The organism is Gammaproteobacteria bacterium (assembly GCA_014075255.1).
Taxonomy (GTDB): Bacteria; Pseudomonadota; Gammaproteobacteria; order UBA4575; family UBA4575; genus JABDMD01.
This window is the reverse complement of the sequence record CP046178.1, coordinates 1,097,441-1,117,600: the sequence shown is the minus strand read 5'-3', so window position 1 is coordinate 1,117,600 and position 20,160 is coordinate 1,097,441. Positions and strand designations below refer to the sequence as shown.

At 42.0% G+C, this 20,160-nt stretch carries 19 protein-coding genes; 14 read left to right on the top strand and 5 right to left on the bottom strand.

Going from position 1 to position 20,160, the window contains the following annotated elements:
* Positions 1 to 41: 41 nt before the first annotated feature.
* The 5 genes from infB to pnp all read left to right on the top strand — a co-directional run bounded on the left by infB (position 42) and on the right by pnp (position 6,584).
* Positions 42 to 2,558, top strand: a complete 2,517-nt coding sequence (infB, locus tag GKR92_05740; GenBank protein ID QMU61224.1) for a translation initiation factor IF-2 — start codon at positions 42 to 44, stop codon at positions 2,556 to 2,558.
* A gap of 60 nt (positions 2,559 to 2,618) precedes the next feature.
* Entirely contained in the window at positions 2,619 to 2,972 is a 354-nt protein-coding gene (rbfA, locus tag GKR92_05735) for a 30S ribosome-binding factor RbfA (GenBank protein ID QMU61223.1), read from the top strand.
* Positions 2,973 to 2,984: 12 nt separating this feature from the next.
* A complete protein-coding gene (truB, locus tag GKR92_05730; GenBank protein QMU61222.1) occupies positions 2,985 to 3,893 on the top strand; it encodes a tRNA pseudouridine(55) synthase TruB in 909 nt (302 codons plus the stop codon).
* A gap of 174 nt (positions 3,894 to 4,067) precedes the next feature.
* Positions 4,068 to 4,337: a 30S ribosomal protein S15 gene (rpsO, locus tag GKR92_05725; GenBank protein ID QMU61221.1), complete on the top strand. Its 270-nt coding sequence runs from the start codon at positions 4,068 to 4,070 to the stop codon at positions 4,335 to 4,337.
* Between the two features lie 165 nt (positions 4,338 to 4,502).
* Positions 4,503 to 6,584 carry a polyribonucleotide nucleotidyltransferase gene (gene pnp, locus GKR92_05720; GenBank protein QMU61220.1) on the top strand — a complete coding sequence of 694 codons (2,082 nt, stop codon included), beginning with the start codon at positions 4,503 to 4,505 and terminating at the stop codon, positions 6,582 to 6,584.
* A 145-nt stretch (positions 6,585 to 6,729) separates the two neighbouring features.
* On the opposite strand, the gene GKR92_05715 is transcribed toward pnp, so the two are convergent.
* Complete coding sequence (locus GKR92_05715; GenBank protein ID QMU61219.1) at positions 6,730 to 7,092, bottom strand: hypothetical protein; 363 nt, start codon at positions 7,090 to 7,092, stop codon at positions 6,730 to 6,732.
* 17 nt (positions 7,093 to 7,109) lie between these two features.
* Positions 7,110 to 7,901 carry a sterol desaturase family protein gene (locus tag GKR92_05710; protein QMU62726.1) on the bottom strand — a complete coding sequence of 264 codons (792 nt, stop codon included), beginning with the start codon at positions 7,899 to 7,901 and terminating at the stop codon, positions 7,110 to 7,112.
* 155 nt (positions 7,902 to 8,056) lie between these two features.
* Between GKR92_05710 and GKR92_05705 the strand changes: the two genes are divergently transcribed.
* The 7 genes from GKR92_05705 to GKR92_05675 all read left to right on the top strand — a co-directional run bounded on the left by GKR92_05705 (position 8,057) and on the right by GKR92_05675 (position 13,440).
* Positions 8,057 to 8,734 carry a metalloregulator ArsR/SmtB family transcription factor gene (locus GKR92_05705; GenBank protein ID QMU61218.1) on the top strand — a complete coding sequence of 226 codons (678 nt, stop codon included), beginning with the start codon at positions 8,057 to 8,059 and terminating at the stop codon, positions 8,732 to 8,734.
* Between the two features lie 249 nt (positions 8,735 to 8,983).
* Positions 8,984 to 9,394: a peptide-methionine (R)-S-oxide reductase MsrB gene (gene msrB, locus GKR92_05700; GenBank protein QMU61217.1), complete on the top strand. Its 411-nt coding sequence runs from the start codon at positions 8,984 to 8,986 to the stop codon at positions 9,392 to 9,394.
* Positions 9,395 to 9,956: 562 nt separating this feature from the next.
* Complete coding sequence (locus GKR92_05695) at positions 9,957 to 10,880, top strand: fatty acid desaturase (GenBank protein ID QMU62725.1); 924 nt, start codon at positions 9,957 to 9,959, stop codon at positions 10,878 to 10,880.
* A 174-nt stretch (positions 10,881 to 11,054) separates the two neighbouring features.
* The gene (locus GKR92_05690) at positions 11,055 to 11,234 is read left to right on the top strand and encodes a hypothetical protein (protein ID QMU61216.1); all 180 of its coding nucleotides are present in this window, start codon (positions 11,055 to 11,057) and stop codon (positions 11,232 to 11,234) included.
* Positions 11,235 to 11,377: 143 nt separating this feature from the next.
* Positions 11,378 to 12,031, top strand: coding sequence for a hypothetical protein (locus tag GKR92_05685; GenBank protein ID QMU61215.1), 654 nt, complete (start codon positions 11,378 to 11,380; stop codon positions 12,029 to 12,031).
* A 67-nt stretch (positions 12,032 to 12,098) separates the two neighbouring features.
* Entirely contained in the window at positions 12,099 to 13,178 is a 1,080-nt protein-coding gene (locus GKR92_05680) for a 2Fe-2S iron-sulfur cluster binding domain-containing protein (GenBank protein QMU61214.1), read from the top strand.
* A gap of 34 nt (positions 13,179 to 13,212) precedes the next feature.
* A complete protein-coding gene (locus tag GKR92_05675) occupies positions 13,213 to 13,440 on the top strand; it encodes a hypothetical protein (protein ID QMU61213.1) in 228 nt (75 codons plus the stop codon).
* Positions 13,441 to 13,495: 55 nt separating this feature from the next.
* Here GKR92_05675 and GKR92_05670 read toward each other — a convergent pair whose 3' ends face one another.
* From GKR92_05670 to GKR92_05660, 3 genes are all read right to left on the bottom strand, one after another.
* Entirely contained in the window at positions 13,496 to 14,419 is a 924-nt protein-coding gene (locus GKR92_05670; GenBank protein QMU61212.1) for a tRNA glutamyl-Q(34) synthetase GluQRS, read from the bottom strand.
* Positions 14,420 to 14,504: 85 nt separating this feature from the next.
* On the bottom strand, positions 14,505 to 15,293 hold the full coding sequence (dksA, locus tag GKR92_05665) for an RNA polymerase-binding protein DksA (protein QMU61211.1): 789 nt from the start codon (positions 15,291 to 15,293) through the stop codon (positions 14,505 to 14,507).
* Between the two features lie 111 nt (positions 15,294 to 15,404).
* Entirely contained in the window at positions 15,405 to 16,775 is a 1,371-nt protein-coding gene (locus tag GKR92_05660; GenBank protein ID QMU61210.1) for an exodeoxyribonuclease VII large subunit, read from the bottom strand.
* A gap of 331 nt (positions 16,776 to 17,106) precedes the next feature.
* On the opposite strand from GKR92_05660, the gene guaB reads away from it, so the two are divergent.
* Entirely contained in the window at positions 17,107 to 18,564 is a 1,458-nt protein-coding gene (gene guaB, locus GKR92_05655; GenBank protein ID QMU62724.1) for an IMP dehydrogenase, read from the top strand.
* Between the two features lie 36 nt (positions 18,565 to 18,600).
* Entirely contained in the window at positions 18,601 to 20,160 is a 1,560-nt protein-coding gene (guaA, locus tag GKR92_05650; GenBank protein QMU61209.1) for a glutamine-hydrolyzing GMP synthase, read from the top strand.

Sequence of the window (20,160 nt, the reverse complement as noted above, 5' to 3'; positions counted from 1 at the left end):
AATCAAATTTAATATTAAATTATTAGTGAATAAATTAAATAATGAGTGAAGTTACTGTAAAACAACTAGCGGACGTAGTTAAAACTCCAGTTGAGAAATTGCTAGTTCAGCTTTCAGAAGCAGGATTGGAGTTTAATGCTGCAGATCAAGTGGTTTCCGACGAGCAAAAAATGCAATTGCTAGACCATTTGCGTAACAATCGTAGTAAGGCTGCTGAGGAATCTTCCAGTGAACCTGCTAGTGAAGGTAAAAAGATTACGTTACGTAGGAAAAGCACTTCTACTTTGAAAGTGGGTGGTTCTACAGGTAGAAACGCTACAGGTGGAAGTACAGTTAATGTTGAGGTTCGCAAAAAACGCACCTATGTGAAGCGAAGTGTGGTTCTGGAAGAAGCGGCGAAAGAAGAAGAGCAGCGCGCTGAAGAACAAGCAGAGAAGGAGGCTAAAATTGCAGCGCAATTAGAGCAAGTAGAAGCTACGAAAGCGGCTGAAGAACAAGCTAAACAGCAAGCTCAACAAGAAGAGCTCGAAAAGCAAAAAACACCCGAGCAAGAAGCGGTTGCTCAAGATGTGGTCGAGAAGGAAAAAGCAACTGATCCCGTTGGAATAAGAGTGGTTACTCCTGCACCTGAAAAACCTGAAGAAGATAAAAAACCTGCATCTAAGAAGCCTAGTAAAACAAAGCGCCAAGAATTACATGTAGCAAGTGATAAGCGTGGTAAGCGCAAAGCAAAACCTAAGCACCGTCGCCCAGGGAAGGTCGCTCCTAGTGATAAACATCAGTTCGAAAAGCCAAGTGAGCCAGTTAAGCGTGAAATTTTAGTGCCAGAAAATATTTCGGTTGCTGATCTTGCACAAAAGATGGCGATTAAAGCTGCTGAAGTGGTTGGAGTGATGATGAAAATGGGCGTAATGGCCACCATCAACCAAATTCTTGATCAAGATACTGCGATCCTTGTGGTAGAGGAAATGGGTCACGAAGCAAAACCGATGGAAGCTTCAAGTGTAGAAGACACTGTGTTGCAGGTTGAATATGATGATTCAAAAGCGCTGGTTAGAAACCCTGTAGTAACGGTCATGGGTCATGTTGATCACGGTAAAACTTCTTTACTGGATTATATTCGCCGAACCAAAGTGGCATCGGGTGAGGCAGGTGGAATTACTCAGCATATTGGTGCCTATAGCGTTAGCACCGATAAAGGAACGATTACTTTCCTCGATACACCAGGTCATGCTGCCTTTACTGCAATGCGTGCAAGAGGAGCAAAAGCCACGGATATTGTTGTTTTAGTTGCAGCGGCAGATGATGGTGTAATGCCGCAAACAAAAGAAGCTGTGGAACACTCGCGTGCTGCTGGCGTGCCGATGATTGTCGCGGTAAATAAAACAGATAAACAAGATGCTGATCCAGAACGTGTGCGTAATGAGCTCTCTGCATTAGAAGTGTTACCAGAAGAATGGGGTGGCGATACGATCTTTTTGAATGTCTCAGCACTTACAGGCGCAGGTATAGATGAATTGCTAGAAGCTATTTCATTGCAAGCTGAAATTCTTGAATTAAAAGCCGTAGATCACGGTCCTGCCTCAGGTGTAGTGATTGAATCAAGTTTAGATAAAGGTCGTGGGCCAGTTGCAACCGTATTAGTGCAACAAGGGATGTTATCTAAAGGCGATATGCTGTTAACCGGTGAAGAGTTTGGCCGTGTTCGTGCCATGTTTGATGAAAACGGTAATGAAGTTGAAACCGCAGGGCCATCTACACCCGTAATGGTTTTAGGATTATCCGGCGCAGCCAATGCAGGTGAGGATGCCATCGTTGTTGCCAATGAGCGCAAGGTGCGTGAAATTGTTGATGTACGTAAAAGCAAATCAAGAGATACGAAATTTGCTTCGCAACAAGCTACTAAACTCGAAGACGCATTCAGTCAGATGGGTGGAAGTGTTGCCGCTACGGTTAACGTTATGATTAAAGCGGATGTTCAAGGTAGTGCGGAAGCGTTGAAAGATGCCCTTGAAAAGCTTTCCACAGAGGAGGTTAGAGTTAAGATTGTAATGGCAGCTGTGGGTGGAATTAATGAATCTGATGTAAATTTAGCCGAAGCATCTAAAGCGGTAATGATTGGTTTTAATGTGCGAGCTGATGGTGCTGCAAAGAGAACTGCATCTGATGTAGATGTCGAGATTCGTTATTACAGCATTATTTATGAAGCGATTGATGATGTGAAGTTGGCTATGAGCGGAATGCTTACACCAGAGCTGCGCGAAGAAATTATTGGTCTTGCTGAAGTTAAAGATGTATTTAGATCATCGAAGATGGGTGCAGTGGCGGGTACGCAAGTAGTTGAAGGTGTCATTAAGCGCGGTAATCCAATTCGTGTATTACGTGATAATGTGGTTGTATTTGAAGGCGAATTAGAATCGTTGCGTCGTCATAAGGATGATGTGAATGAAGTTAAATCGGGTACAGAGTGCGGCATCGCAGTTAAAAACTATAATGATGTTTTGCCAGGAGATCAGATAGAAGTATACGAACGTACAGAAATTGCCAGAACGATTTAACCCAAATGATTTAACTAGAACAATTTAGAACGACAACCTTTATAAAAAGCATTTATTAAAATGCAACGAGAATCATCCAGGCCTCTACGCATCGGCGAGCAACTTCGTCGCGAACTTACTTTAATGTTACGTAATGAAGTTAAAGATCCACGTGTTGCTGATATCATTATTTACGATGTGGTAGTTAGTAAAGATCTCGGAACTGCAAAAGTGTATTTCAGTCCGATGGATATACAACAAGATGCAGCAGAGATGATTAAAGGTCTGCAAAGTGCTAGTGGTTATTTGCGAACACAATTAAGTAAAATTCTAAGTTTGCGCAAAATGCCTGAGTTACGATTTATTGTTGACGATACGGAAGCTAAAGGTGATCGAATCGAGCAACTGATTCAAAAAAGCCTTAATAAGCAATAATTCATATCGCGAGTGTCAAGAAGGAAAAATAAAGGTCGTGCGCTGAATGGTTTGTTACTTTTTGATAAACCAGCTGGTGAATCATCTAACCTCGTACTGCAAAAAGTAAAACGCATCTTTAATGCTGCAAAAGCGGGCCACACTGGAACCTTAGATCCTTTGGCAACAGGCTTGTTAGTGATCTGTTTTGGTCGCACAACAAAAATTTCTGATTACCTGTTAGCCGTAGACAAACAATACCGAGTCGTTCTAAAACTAGGAGTGACTACAGATTCAGCTGATGCAGACGGTGTAATTCTGGAGCAACGGGATGCTTCTAAGGTTACTAAAAATCAAATCCTGCAACATGCTGCAAGCCTAACCGGTAGCATTGAACAAATCCCGCCTATGTATTCTGCTTTAAAGTACCAAGGTTCACGTTTATATGAGTTGGCTAGAAAAGGCATTGAAGTCGAGCGAGCACCTAGGAAAGTAGAGATTCACAATTTTGAGTTGATAGAACAGCAACAAGACTTGGTTACCATGCAAGTGCACTGTTCAAAGGGCACGTATATTCGAACCTTGGTCGAAGATCTTGGAAAATTATTGTTATGCGGTGCGCACGTGGTGGAATTAAGGCGCACTTCATTAGGGCCTTTTACTGATCCAAAAATGTATTGCCTTGAGGAGTTAGAGCAGTTTTCTGAACGAGGGTTTCCAGATTTAGATCAGACATTACTGCCAACCGACCATGCACTACAAGATTGGCCGGCAATATCAATCGGTGAGGATCAAATGGTAGATATACGTAATGGGCACGCTATGCGCCTTGCCAATTTACCTGCACAAGGGCTGGTGAGGATATATGAAGCGAACCAGCAATTTTATGGAATAGGTACAATTCGAGAAGACGGACGTATGGCTCCAAAACCCCTTTATTGAGACAATTAATACCTCTTTAAGGTTAGGTTTTTGATGACTGGGTACACCAAGAGATTTCCCTTGTTCGTAAGGGCCTACGTGGTAGAATCGCGCACTTGGTAAAAGGCGGAATTGCAAGAAGTAGGCATAAGGCCCATAAAAATTTAGGGCAGAGAAAATAAGGCAAGAAATAAGATGACCATTACAGCACAAGACAAGTCAGAAATCGTAAAGAAATATCAACGAGAAAGTACCGATACCGGTTCACCCGAAGTGCAAGTAGCACTCCTATCTGCGCGTATCACCCATTTAAGCGATCATTTCAGCAAGCACAAGAAAGACCATCACTCACGTCATGGCTTATTAAAGATGGTAAATCACCGTCGCAAACTTCTTGATTACTTGCGTTCAAAAGATCAAAAAAGATATCAAGATTTAATTGGCTCTCTTGGTTTAAGACGCTAATTGCTAGTGCTCTCTAAGGTAAGAGGGTATTCAGTGTCTGTATCTTTAACGCATTCAATTAACATCACGAATTTATTTTCATTGGCAATATGAGATTGTCGTGTGAATGAGTTTGTTTCAAAGAGTTCGTAACATTAACAGTAAATCAAACATTGGAAATTATCAGTGAACAAAATAACTAAGACATTTAAGTACGGCGACCATGATGTATCACTTGAGACTGGCGAGATTGCTAGACAAGCCTCAGGAGCGGTAATGGTTGATGTGGGTGGCACTACAGTTATGGTAACGGTAGTAGGTAAAAAAGATGCTGACCCAAGTCGCGACTTTTTCCCACTTACGGTTAATTACCAAGAGAAGACTTATGCAGCAGGAAAAATTCCTGGTGGCTTCTTTAAACGTGAAGGTCGTCCTAGCGAGAAAGAAACGCTTACTTGTCGCCTAATTGATCGTCCTATTCGCCCACTGTTTCCAAATGGTTTCATGAATGAAGTTCAAGTCATTGCAAACGTTGTTTCGATGAACACTGATATTAATCCTGATATTCCCGCAATGATTGGAACCTCGGCAGCATTGGCGATTTCTGGCATTCCTTTCAGTGGTCCAATAGGTGCAGCACGCGTTGCTTATGTTGATGATGGCTATGTGTTAAACCCAAATTATTCTCAGCTAGACAATTCAAAATTAGATTTAGTGGTTGCCGGTACTGAAAGTGCAGTACTCATGGTTGAGTCTGAAGCGCAAATTCTTTCCGAAGAAGTGATGTTAGGTGCAGTAATGTTTGGACATGAAAATCTGCAAACGGCAATTACTGCAATTAAAGAATTCGCTGCTGAAGTGGGTACCCCAGCATGGGATTGGCAAGCAGCAGTGGCAGATGAATCTCTAGCGACTAAAGTGAATCAAGCATGTGCTACACAATTAGGTGAAGCGTATAGCATTGCTGAAAAGATGACTCGCCAAGAAAAAGTCGGCGAAGCACGTGATGCAGTAGTGGCGTCGTTAGCAGATGAAGAGAATGGACCAAGTGCAGCAGATGTATTGACTGCATTCAAAAAAGAAGAAAAGAAAATTGTACGCGGTCGAATTATTTCTGGCGAAAAACGCATTGATGGTCGTGATCAGAATACGGTTCGCCCTATTAGTGTTCGCACAGGATTTTTACCACGCACACACGGTAGTGCCTTATTTACTCGTGGTGAAACTCAAGCGGTTGTAGTGACTACTCTAGGTACAGGTCGTGATGCACAAATTATTGATGCAATCGAAGGTGAATATAAAGATATGTTCATGTTGCATTACAACTTTCCTCCATTCTGTGTAGGTGAAACGGGTTTTGTGGGTTCACCTAAACGTCGCGAGATTGGTCACGGAAAATTAGCTAAACGCGGTATTCAAGCGGTTATACCTAGTGAAGAAGAATTCCCTTATGTTCTACGTGTTGTATCAGAAATTACAGAGTCTAATGGTTCCAGTTCTATGGCGAGTGTATGTGGTACCAGTTTGTCTATGATGGATGCAGGTGTACCGTTAAAAGCACCAGTCGCAGGTATTGCTATGGGCTTAATCAAAGAAGGTGATGACTTTGCGGTTTTGAGCGACATCTTGGGTGATGAAGATCATCTTGGCGACATGGATTTCAAAGTTGCAGGTACTACTGACGGTATTACTGCTTTGCAAATGGATATTAAGATCGAAGGCATTACCAAAGAAATTATGGATAAAGCCCTCATTCAAGCTAAAGAAGGTCGTTTATTTATTCTTGGTGAAATGGCGAAAGACATATCCTCTGCACGTGAAGAAATGTCAGAATTTGCACCACGCTTTACCGTGATGAAAATCAACCCAGATAAGATTCGCGATGTAATTGGTAAAGGTGGCGCAACGATTCGTCAGCTTACTGAAGAAACTGGCACTACCATTGATATCGATGACGAAGGTGTAATTAAGATTGCATCGATTGATAAAGCTGCAGGCGACGATGCGAAGAAACGTATCGAAGAAATCACGGCTGATGTTGAAGTGGGTAAAATATATGAAGGTAAAGTCGTAAAGATTATGGACTTCGGTGCTTTTGTAAGTGTGTTGCCGGGTAAAGATGGATTGGTTCATATCTCACAAATTTCAAATGAGCGCGTTGAAAATGTTACGGACGAATTAACAGAAGGCGACATCATTAAAGTAAAAGTGCTTGAGATTGATAAGCAAGGGCGCATTCGTTTAAGTATGAAGGCTATAGAAGAATAAGAGCAGTCATCAGAGTTAATAAAGGGCGCAATATGTGCCCTTTTTTTTGCTTAATATATTTTATGGTTTAACGTAGTTAAAAATGTCTGCTTACGACCCAAAGCGGATATTTGTATTTTTTTCAATTTAGTTCCACACTTCCTGATTATTCAGTAATTATCTTCTCTGACCACTCTACATCTTCTACGAAGGATTCCGGGGTGCCTATAAGTGCACCAGCTTTTGCGATTTCTTCATTGGTAACGCCTCGGGCCCTAGAACACGCACCACAACATTCAATTTGGATGCCTAGTTTTACGCTTTCATCCCACTGTTTTGCAATCGAAGGCCATCCTACTGGGATCAAATTTTCACGTACAACTGGGCGGGCCAATGTCACCGCTTCAAAGAGTTGGAATATCCGAACATCATTTCCAGCTTCTGCCAGCGCATTGCCGTGCCCAAATACCATTTCAGCATTTGTTGGGTTGTCACTTCCCCATGAGGACTTCATGAATATCTTTGACATGACTTTTCTCCTGATTTTTAGTTTTGTTTATTAGGAACGTCCCATTGACGGCTATTAATTGTGTAATTTGTGATCTTGCCAATAAATGGCATCGCCAACATGCCAGGTAACAAGGTGCAATGTTGACGATCGCGGAATGTATTAATGCCAATAGTCATCAGTTTATGTCCCGCACGTGGTTGATTGCGATAGGTACCAAATAATCGGTCCCACCACGGTAAGTTAAATCCGAAATTACTATTCGTTTCATCATCTTCAACAGAATGGTGAACTCGGTGCATATCTGGCGTCACGATAAACCAGCGCAGTAGTCGATCTACACTTTTTGGTATACGTACATTTGCGTGGTTGAACATGCTGGTGGTATTTAGCAGCACTTCAAAAATCACAACCGCAATAATTGGCGGGCCAAGCACAATAATCGTGGCAAACTTAATAAGCAGGGATAATATAATTTCAATCGGATGGAAGCGTGATCCAGTGGTTACATCGAAATCGAGGTCAGCATGGTGAACTCGATGTAATCGCCAAAGCACAGGGACAGCGTGTACTAACACGTGTTGGAAATAAATTACAGCATCCATAATAATTACGGACACAATTAAGGTAAGCCAGATCGGAGACTGTATATAATTTAATACGCCCCAGCCCTGTGTTTCTGCTAATGCCGCCATACCTATTGCGGCGGCTGGAAATATTAGTCGTAAAATAATTGTGTTAAGCGCTGCAATTCCAAGGTTATTCATCCAACGTGTAGATTTTGAAACATTAAGAGTCCTTCTAGGAGCAAGAATTTCCCACACTGCCATTATTGCTAGCACTGCAAAGAAGAACCCAAAGCGAATGCTCAACTCATAACTAGATATAAATTCCTCTATAGGCACTGCGTATTTCTCTTAAATAATTGAATCTAAACCTAAAGTACAATATAATATTCAATAGATCAATTGAATATTATATTATTATGTCTTCTAGTACATTCAAGAAAGAATTGTTTGCTCAATTTGCCCAGGTTGGCAAATCGCTTAGTAACGGTAATCGCTTAGCGCTATTGGAATTCCTGGCGCAAGGTGAATGCACTGTAGATGGGCTAGCAAAAGCGTCTGGGCTGAGCGTCGCCAATACCTCTCAACATTTACAGGGACTGCGAAGGTCTGGTTTAGTCAAATCCAGAGCGGAGGGTCAAAAGTCATTTTATCGCTTAAGTGATTATTCAGTTGTGGCGTTATTAGCGCTCATGCGGAAGATTGCCGAAGAAAATATCGCTGAAATTCAAATTTTGGTAAAAGATTATTTGTCTTCCAAAGATGATTTAGAACCCATTTCAAGAGATGAGTTATTGAAGCGTGCACAAAAAGGGACAATCACGGTTCTAGATGTGCGTCCCGAACAAGAATTTGAATCAGGTCATCTTCCACATGCTATTAACATTCAACTATCCGAATTAAAAGATGAGTTAAAGCGCTTACCACAGAAAAAAGAAGTTGTTGCGTATTGCCGAGGACCATTTTGTATCATGGCATTTGAAGCTGTTGAACAATTGCGTTCTAAAGGTTACAAGGCTCGTAGGTTAGAAGACGGATTTCCAGAATGGAAACTTGAAAATCTACCTATTGAAGATGGATTAAGTAGTACAAAATAGGAACACCTATTAATGTTTAATATCCGCAATTGTTCGATAACAGACATTAGCAAAAAAGAATTAAGCTGATACAACATCCTTGTTGTAGCATGCGAACACGGTTGCTTCTGATTTCCAAATTATTTTTGAACTTAATTCGCATGTATAGCTGTAAGTATTTGCGATATCACTCGAGACACTTGTGCATCCATGTACATCGTCCATGTGCTTAGGTGGTTGTTCGAAGGGATTTAGTTCAAACTATCTAATATGACTGATAAATCAAAAATCAAAAAAACCGATGATGAATGGCGTGAAGAATTAACGCCGGAGCAGTTTCATGTTTGTCGGCAGAAGGGTACGGAGCCCGCCTTTAGTGGTGAGTTTAATGGTCATAAAGAAAACGGCATGTATGTATGTGTGGCTTGTAAGGCTCCACTATTTGAATCGGGACATAAATTTGATTCGGGTTCCGGTTGGCCAAGTTTTTTTCAACCAGCCAATGCTGAATGTGTTCAAGAGGAGTCTGATGAATCTCATGGTATGCGCAGAACCGAAGTAATGTGCAATGCTTGCGGCGCACATTTAGGGCACGTTTTCGAAGATGGTCCTAATCCTACAGGTCTTAGATATTGTATTAATTCATTATCCTTAGACTTTGATTCTAAAGATAATTCTTAAGCTAGATGTATGGCTATTAATGTAATTTCTAACATTAGTATTCTCTATTTTCGCTCTAAAATTGGCTAATTGCGTATTCCATCAATGAGTTAGCTGATGGTTCATTAGCCAGCTTGTTCATGCTGTGTTTAGTTTTTGAAGCATATATTTTGACCTTAAAATTGTGAAGGCTAGGCTATAAAAATACATTCAACGAGTGCTATAATTCCTATAAATATCAGTGTGCTGGCCGATAATTATAAAATTAAGTGCCTCATGCTCGAAAACAGATTTCAAATATCTATTTTTATAATCTTAATTTTCTTCTGCACAGGCATAAGCTTGTGATGAAGTGGAGACGAACATGAAGAAGTTATTAATCAACGCGCGGTACTTTCTCGCACCATTATTAATATTCGCCAGTTTATTTGGCGTGATTGCGGGGGGTCCATGGGTGTGGACCGGCGTAGTTTTATTAGGCGTAGGCATCATTGTCGACACCTTAACCACGGCCCAAACTCCGGGTGCAGGCTTTGATGACGAAGGCGACACCATGGGCATCGTCCCGTTACTCAATGGCACCATGTACGGCATGCTGGCCGTCTTTGCCTTGATACAACTCGCCCTTGCTTGGCGCATCTGGCAATACATGGGCAACGTGCCGATTGGCGAAACCAGTATTCTGGGTCTCACCGTTCAAGACGGCATCACCGGACGCCAACTCATCGGTGCAGTGATGTCCTCCGGCATCTTTGCGGGGATTGGTATTATTTACGGACACGAACTGGCCCACACCAAAGGCTTCAGCTTTGTGATCGCGCGCTGGATGATGGCCTTAAGTGGTAAAGCCCACTTTTGCTACGCCCACGTCTACAACCACCACCTAGAACTCGGTCACCAAGACGACCCGGCGACTGCTCCACGTGGACGCAGCATGTACACCCACTATCCTTTATCAGGATTTGGGCAAAGCAAATTCCTCTTCATGATGGAGAAGCAACGCCTCGAAAGAATCGGCGTGAACTTCCTCTCCTGGCAAAACCGCTGGATCCGAGGCTACTTCATGGCCCTACCGACCGTTCTATTATTTTGGTTCGTAGGCGGCTGGACCGGCATGCTTTGTTTAGCCGGTGTATGGCTCATCTCCAACTTTGAACTTGAAGTACTGAACTACCTTGAGCACTACGGCCTGATACGCGAAAAAGGTCAACCGATTGACTACCGTCATAGCTGGGACAACAGTACCGCATTTACCAGCTGGTTCTTTATCGAAATTGGTCGCCAAGCGGATCACCACGATCGAGGCGAGACCCACTTTTGGGAACTCGACGAAGTGGGGGCTCCGAACTGCGGGCGCGGCTACTTCACTCTCTTTGCATTAGGCTTATTGCCACCTGTGTTTCATGCCTACATGAAGAAACAGCTGGGGAAGTGGGATGACGAGATGGCGTCTGAAGGTGAGCTTAAGATCGCTGCACAGATGAATAAACAGGCTGGATACGTTTAAGTATAAAAAGATAAACCCTTATCCTTGCTCATATTTTGAACATAATTTATTAACCAGGTTAAGGGCATTTTTAGCTAAAAAGCTATTAAAGTATAAAAAAAAACGGCAAACTATAGTCATACTAAATAAGACTATAGCTATACAATATAATAGAGAAAAACGAGGAGTTCAGAAATGAAAGTAACTTATGATGCGAATACTTGTAGCCATGCTGGCGAGTGCGTTAAAGGCTCACCAAGTGTATTTAAAGTAGAAGATGGTCAATTTGTAATTGATACAGATGCGGCACCTGAAGCAGAAATTCGTGAAACAGTTTCTAAGTGTCCTTCTGGCGCTTTGAAAATTGAAGGTTAAGCTGATTAGAATCAGCTATAACGTTTTACTTTAGCGCCTATAAACACTAAAGTTTATTTGAAAATTAATGGTTGAGTAGTGCTCTAAAGAGCACTATTTAACATTTGTACTATCCTAATAAAGATTGCCTGTTAGGGGGAGATATGATCGGAGATCAGTTAAGAACAAAAATGATATTGAGTGGACACCCAAGCTGTCCAGACACTGGGAAGTGTATGCAAACAGCAGGTGAGAAAGGCGTTGATGTTGAAGCCGTGCTCATTAATGGAATGGATGACAGTGATTTTCTTGCAAAATCTCCTTATGGAATTGGGCCCGTATTGCAAGATATTGACTTTATTGTTTATGGCACTACTGCCGTAATGTCATATCTTGATGATAAAGGTTTTGGTCCATCTTTAGTTCCACGTAACGGTGTGCATCGTGCGGTGATGTATCAGTGGGCAGGTGTTGCTTCTGAGAAAGTTCAGGCAATGATGGGTGATAACCTAGATAAAAACGGCTTAGCCACTTTGTTTGATGGATTAGAAAATCAACTTAAGACTCCACCTAAGAAAGGTGACTTTATCTGTGGAGACTTTACTTTAGCCGATATTCACTGGGCAGCATGTTGCAACTTACTTGAGCACAGTGGAGCGGGTGATTTAATTAGTTCACGTGCGGGTGTGAATGCTTGGTACGGCAAAGTGAAATCGCATCCTTCAACGAGTAAGGAAAAGCTTGAGCCTTATAGCTGCTTGCCAACTGCAAGCGATGTAAGTTCTGGAACCTTGCGAGACATTTCTATTAACGTTTAAGCGTCTCTCTTAAACATACAATAAGCGTTCTCAACACTGGAAAGGACGCCAGTGAGTATTTGATATCATGTTTGGATTATTTGGCGGTAATAAAGACTGGCAAGCAACCGTTAATGGTGGCGAGCATACCATTACCGTAAAGGCCGGTGACAACTTGTTAAAAGCTGCTTTAGAAGCAGGTGTCCCGTGGCCGCACGATTGTCGTGTGGGTAGTTGCAGCACCTGTCAGTGCACGCTTAAAAATGGAAAAATCAAAGCTTTAACAGATTTTTCTTATGTACTAGATCAAGATCAACTCAAGAGCGGTAAGATTCTTGCTTGCCAAACGCGACTTAAAACCGATGTTGCAATTGAAGTTGAGCTCAGTGATGCGCCTGCAATAGCGTTAAATTCATACGAAGGTCAAATCATAAGTACTCGTAACCTAACGCACGACATTAAAGAGCTAGTCGTTAAGTGTGAAGGCAAAGTCGAGCATTCAGGAATGGCTGGACAGTATTCTGAAGTCGCGATTAGCGCTTTAGATGATCCACGTTCTTATTCTTACGCAAAAGCCCCTAAGCAAGAGAATCCAGGTGAATTTACATTTTATGTGCGTTTAGTGCCAAACGGTAAATTTACTGAATGGCTATTCGCAGAAGAGCGTGTTGGCGAAACTGTTAAAGTAACAGGTCCCTATGGACAGTTCTTTCGACGTGATGAAGATTCTACGATGGTGTGTGTAGCAGGCGGCAGTGGTATGAGCGCTATTAAGGCCATTTTAGAAAGCTCTGCTGCGGAACAAGTGAAACGAAACTGTTTATATCTATTTGGCGCACGTGCGCAGCAAGATTTATACTGCATGGACGAATTAGCAGAAATTGGTAAAAAATGGAATAAAGACTATTCCTTTGAGTTCGTTCCTGTATTAAGTGAAGAGCCAGAAGGAAGCGGCTGGCAGGGCGCAACAGGGTTTGTGACCACCTATTTAAAGGAAGCTTACGTAGATACTGGTAAATTGTCTTTGAACGAAGCTCAGGGCTATTTATGTGGTCCTCCACCGATGATCGATGCAGCAATTGATGTCATGGTTGACCAAGGTATGAATAAAGAGAATATATACTTTGATAAGTTTTTAGATGCGAGTTCAATGCCTGGCGGGCGTTAAAGAATTAGTTAAATTTAGAGTTTAGGAGATAGATATGCGTACTTTACAAGCATTAGGCGTTATGGCGTTATGGACCGTCGCGTTCCTTGGAATTATGAATTGGCTCAATATTGGCGAACATAACCGCGAGCCAGTTTGGGCGATCCTTACCGCTTTGATGTTCATTATTATGATCATTGGCAACTTCTGGATCTTTTTTGCGGTGGGTAAAGAAGAGCCATGGGATTGGGTTAAAAACAAAGAAAGTGGAGGCGATGAATAAGCCTCGTTTTCGTCTTTAATAATTAACTAATAACGGCCGTACATCACGGCCGTTTTTAGTTTTGGGATGGATAAACTTGTTTGATTTTGGGAATGTTATCTACATTCCAGTGTTTAATTGCCCAATTCCATATTTGTCCTAGCTCGTCATTCCCAGAGGACTCTTTTTCAAGATTTTCTGGGACAGGTTGACCTAAATCTTTCAGCGCCTGAACTAACACGCTCCCACAATTTTGCTTGCTGATAGCATCTGCGCCGGTTTGTTTGCTTAATTTTTGTCCCTGTTGATTGAGGATAATAGGGATATGTAGAAACTTCGGTATAGGTAGCTGTAACAGTTGGCAAAGATATATTTGTATTGGGGTAAAGGCGAGTAAATCATAGCCGCGCACTACTTCGGTAATGCCTTGGTAGGCATCATCTATTGTTACTGCTAAAGCATAGCTTGGCAGGTCCAATTTACGATAAATAATAATGTCACCAATCTCTTTCAAAAGATTGTGTCTTAATTTTCCATAAGTGATGTCCTGAAAATTAATATTTTCATTTTTAGTGCGCAGTCTTAAATTCAGAGATGTTTCACGAGTATTTAACTGTTTGTTTGCACAGGTTCCTGGATAGCGTTTTCCTAATTCACTTTTCTGAATATTATTGGCTAAGTCTTTTCGCGAGCATGAACAAGCATAAGCTTGGTTTTGTTGAATTAAACTATTAACTGCAGAGCGGTATTGCTCACGACGAGTCGATTGATAGAGTGGTGTTTGATCCCACTCAAACTGAAAGTGTTCAAGGGTTTTAAGTATTTCGTTTGCAGCGCCGGCAACTTCACGTGGTGGGTCGATATCTTCTATGCGAACTAACCACTTTCCATTATTGTACTTTGCTTGCAAATAACTTGCTGTAGCTGCTACTAACGAACCGTAATGTAATGGCCCGGAAGGAGAGGGGGCGAATCGACCTATATAGTTTTGTTGTTTCACAAATTAACTATACTAGTAAGACGTTTAGGTTAACTATTCAGGGCTCTCATCCCAAAAAAATTAACTTAATTTTCTCTGAGAAATATCAGGTAAATATTTGTTTTTCCTTGATTTCTTGCAAGGTCTTACAGTCAATGCATAAGGTGGCAGTTGGCCGTGCTTCCAAACGTTTAATGCCTATTTCAATGCCACACGATTCGCAATAACCATAGTCTTCAGAATCGATAGTTGACAGCGTCTGGTTGATTTTTCTAATCAATTTACTTTCACGGTCACGTGTTCTGAGCTCTAAACTAAATTCTTCTTCTTGCGTAGCACGATCGGCCGGATCAGCAAATTGACTAGCGTCATTTTTCATTTGATCGACCGTGCGTTTAACTTCATCAATTAATTCTTGTTTCCAACACAATAATATATTGCGGAAATGTTCTAGCTGCGCGTCACTCATGTAGCTTTCACCACGATGTAGGGTGTAGGGCGTGATACCTTCAACCGGCAATTCAACTGGGGAACGTTTATTTAACAATTCAATTCTTTTCTGTTTTTTCTTTTCTCTTTCTGCTTGCGCCTTCTGTTCTTTCAGCTCAGCTTTGGAAGGTTTCTTTTCTGCTGGTGGTGCTTTAGGCGCAGCTTTTTTCTTAACCGCAGCCTTCTTTTTAGGCGCAGCTTTCTTTGCTGCAGTTTTTTTCTTAGGCGCGGCTTTTTTCTTGACTGCAGCCTTTTTCTTGGGCGCAGCTTTTTTCTTAACCGCAGCCTTTTTCTTAGGCGCAGCTTTTCTTTTGACCGCTGCTTTTTTCTTAGGTGCGGCTTTTTTTACTGCAGCCTTCTTTTTAGGAGCGGCTTTTTTCTTGGTTTTGACTTTTTTAGCTGGCATGGAAGACTCTTGTGAAAATGAAGCCCGCTTTTATGCCAGATAAGAAGGCTTCTGGCAAGCAATGGTTATAGGTATAAAGCTGAAATTTTCTTGAAATGTGTCAAGAATGGCTTATTGCTTACCTTTAACCTTAGCGAAAATATGCCCCTTGGCCACTTGGATAGATATTTCGTCATCTTTTGATACCTGATTACTATTGTGCAAAATTTGTCCACTTGCCCGGTGGCTGGCAATGGCATAGCCACGATTCAAAGTACCCAATGGACTGACTGCATCCAGAGTTCTAGCTAAAGCATGTATATCTTGTTGCTTTTGTTGCAGATGGGTCTGAATGCTTCGGTGCATCTGTTTGTGGAGATCGATTAATTTAATTTTAGCTTCTCTTACACGTGCATGGGGAGAATGGCTTTCAAACCTGAGTGATAATCTACTTAGCAGATTTACTCGGTCTGACAACTTAAGTTTAACGGCACTATGCGCGCGTCGCTGTAATTCGATTAAGAATTCTTGTTTGCGTTGGATAATTTGTTTGGGATGTAAAGATTCTAAGCGTTGTGTCATCCAGTCAACAGCTTGATGAAAATTGCTTATCGAATCGCGCAACAAGCAAAGCAGAGTATTTTCATATTGTATAAATGTTTCTAGCAGTTCATCTTGATGTGGAGTAATAAGTTCTGCTGCTGCAGTGGGTGTGGCGGCACGCACATCGGCAACAAAATCGGCAATAGTAAAATCTACTTCGTGGCCGACGCCTGCGACGATTGGGATTTTGGAGGAATAGATTGCACGTGCAACTTCTTCTTCATTGAATGACCAAAGATCTTCTATCGAGCCACCTCCTCGAGAAACAATCACCACATCAGCGTCTTTACGTTTATTGATCTCTTGAATGGCGTCTACGATAGCAGCGGCCGATTTATTTCCTTGAACCGGCACGGCATAGATGCGAATAGTAAGCAGGGGATAGCGACGATGTAGCACGCTAAGAATGTCACGTATCGCGGCTCCAGTTGCAGAGGTTACGATGCTTACAGCATGTGGATAAGAGGGTAGTGGTTGTTTATTGTCTGGGTCGAACAGGCCTTCTTGATTGAGTTTTTGTTTTAATGCCTCATATCTGCGTTGCAGAATACCAACACCCGCTTCTTCCATATGTTCGATGGTGAGTTGGTATTCACCTCGAGGCTCGTATATACCGACTCGTGCCCGTACTAATACTTGCATGCCATTTTCAGGTTGAAAGGCTAAGCCTAAATTTGCCTTGCGAAACATCGCGCAACGAACTTGTGCTTGCTGATCTTTTAGCGAGAAATAAATATGTCCTGAAGCGGGACGCGCCACATTAGAGAGCTCGCCTTCTACCCATAGTAATGGAAAGTTTTGTTGTAATAGTTGTTTAACTTCTCGATTGAGTTGCAGGACGGAATATATTTGCCGTTCTTCGAGATCCATTCCTATTTGAGAGCTATCCATATTGGGCATAGTACTTGATTATTGACAGTGTAGATTGTAGTCGTTAATGGTTCGCGAGTATTGTTCCTCGGTAACTGCTCCAGCGTTGTTCTATCTCCTGCATTCATGCTGTCGTCGATAATCGCTCCTGGCATTACTCTGGACCTCTGTTCCTGATTCGACGCTACCGATTCTATCCATGGAACCGTATCTTCTGCGTTCATACAGTCCGTTCATGGGCATAATACCGATAACTGCTCCTGCGTTACCGGCATACAGTACATCCATGCGCATAAATTAAGTTTACCGCGTATCGCGCAATCACTATAATGAGCCGCCACTTAGGCACATGGACCGCACAATGCGAATCAAACAAGACGCGCTCACTTTTGACGATGTTTCTCTCGTCCCAGCTCACTCTAGCGTCTTACCGCGCGAAGTTGAACTTAAGACTCAGCTAACTCGCGAAATTAGTCTCAACATGCCGCTGGTTTCTTCTGCAATGGATACCGTAACAGAAGCTCGCTTAGCGATCGCGATGGCGCAAGAAGGTGGCTTTGGGGTCATTCATAAAAATCTTTCAGTGACTCAACAAGCTAGCGAAGTCAGAGCGGTTAAGAAATTTGAAAGCGGTGTAATCAAAGAACCCATTTGTGTAGAACCCAATACCAGTATTGGTGAAGTGCTGGAGCTTACGCGCGAAAAAAATATTTCCGGTGTGCCAGTTGTAGCGGGAGAATCATTGCTTGGTATTGTAACCAGCCGTGATCTACGATTTGAAAAACGTAGAGATGAGCCAGTATCAAAAATCATGACGCCGCAAGATCGACTTGTTACTGTTAAAGAAGGCGCGAGTAAAGGTGAAATTAAAAAACTTTTACATGAGCATCGAATTGAAAAAGTTTTAGTGGTAAATGATGATTTTGAATTGCGTGGGCTAATAACAGTTAAAGATATTCAAAAATCAAAAGACTTCCCATTAGCGTGTAAAGACCATGAAGGGCGGTTAATTGTTGGTGCTGCAGTGGGTGTGGGTGCGGAAACTGATCAACGTGTTACAGAACTTGTGCAAGTTGGAGTGGATGTGATCGTGGTGGATACCGCGCATGGTCATTCGCAAGCGGTGTTGGATCGCGTCGCTTGGGTGAAGAAAAACTTTCCAGAAGTGCAAGTTATTGGCGGAAATATTGCTACGGGTGAAGCTGCTTTAGATTTAATTAAAGCAGGCGCAGATGCGGTAAAGGTGGGTATTGGACCTGGATCCATCTGCACAACCCGTATAGTTGCCGGAGTAGGCGTGCCGCAAGTTAGTGCAGTTGATAATGTAAGCGAATTAGTAAAAGGCAAGGTACCCATAATTGCAGATGGTGGCATTCGTTATTCAGGTGATATTGCCAAAGCCATAGCTGCAGGAGCAAACACCATTATGATTGGTGGATTGTTTGCTGGAACTAAAGAAGCTCCGGGCGAAGTCGAGCTTTTTCAAGGGCGCTCTTATAAAAGTTACCGAGGTATGGGTTCTTTGTCAGCCATGCAACAAGGTTCTAGTGATCGTTATTTCCAAGATGAAGAAGGCGGCGCAGACAAATTTGTACCAGAAGGTATTGAAGGTCGTGTGCCTTATAAAGGGACTGTAGTTAATATTATCCAACAACTTCTTGGCGGGCTGCGTTCAAGTATGGGGTATGTGGGTTGTGGAACGATTGATGAAATGCGTACTAAACCTGAGTTTGTGAAAATATCTGCTGCCGGCAATCGAGAAAGTCATGTGCATGATGTGACGATCACTAAGGAAGCACCAAATTATCACGTCGAATAAACTATCTTCGTGCATCATTTCAAATTTTAGTTTTTCATGAAAAATATTCATGCCGATAAAGTATTAATCCTGGATTTTGGATCTCAATACACACAACTGATTGCAAGACGTGTTCGCGAACTTGGAACGTATTGTGAAATCTATCCTTGGGACATTGCTTTAGAAAGAATCACTGCTTTTGGTGCAAAGGGTATCATTCTTTCTGGTGGCCCTGAATCCGTTACGCTGCAAGATACACCGGAAGTTTCCAATGAAATCTTTAAACTGGGCATTCCTGTGCTTGGGATTTGTTACGGTATGCAGGCCATTTCTAAACACCTAGGTGGTGATGTTGAAGAGTCAAATGAAAAAGAGTTTGGCTATGCGCAAGTGAATACTGAGAGTGGGAGCGAACTATTAGATGGCATTTCTGACGGCAAGAATTGCTTGGATGTTTGGATGTCGCATGGAGATCGTGTTGCAACACTACCTGATGGCTTTGAAGTTATTGCAAGTACAGATAGTGCGCCGATTGCCGCAATAGAGAACAAACAACTAAAAATTTACGGCTTACAGTTTCATCCAGAAGTTACCCATACCAAACAAGGTAAAGAAATATTAGGACGTTTTATTCGTGATATTTGTGGGTGCGGTTCCGATTGGACCTCTGCAAACATCGTTAATGAGTCGATTGAAAACATTAAGCAACAGGTTGGCAATGATCAAGTTATTCTCGGTTTATCAGGGGGTGTAGATTCATCGGTAGTTGCTGCTTTGTTACATAAAGCTATTGGTGAACAGCTCACTTGTATATTTGTAGATACAGGGTTATTGCGTTTAAACGAAGGCGATCAGGTAATGGAAACTTTTGCGCAACACATGGGTGTGAAAGTAATTCGTGTTAATGCAGAGCAACGCTATTTGAATGAATTGAGAGGCGAGATTGATCCTGAGAAAAAACGCAAAATTATAGGTAACCTATTTATTAATATCTTTGAAGATGAATCTTCTAAATTAAAAAATGCTAAATGGTTAGCGCAAGGCACAATTTATCCAGATGTTATTGAGTCTGCTGGTTCTTCTACGGGCAAAGCACATTTAATTAAATCGCATCACAATGTTGGTGGCTTGCCAAAAGATATGAAATTAAAATTAGTGGAACCATTGCGAGAACTTTTCAAAGATGAGGTGCGCAAAATGGGTGAAGAACTTGGTTTGCCGCGCGAAATGATTTATCGCCATCCTTTCCCTGGGCCCGGTTTAGGTGTGCGCATACTGGGTGAAGTAAAAAAAGAATATGCAGATCTATTGAGACTGGCGGATGATATTTTTATTTCAGAATTAAGATTGCATAAATTATATGACGATGTCTCACAAGCTTTTGCTGTTTTCTTGCCGGTAAAATCAGTAGGCGTGATGGGTGATGGAAGAAGGTATGATTATGTGATTGCCTTGCGAGCTGTAGAAACTATTGATTTTATGACCGCGCGTTGGGCGCATCTTCCTTATGAGTTTTTGGATCATGTGTCGCGTCGTATTATTAATGAGATTGAGGGAATCTCTAGAGTGACTTACGATATTTCGGGGAAACCGCCCGCCACGATTGAGTGGGAATGA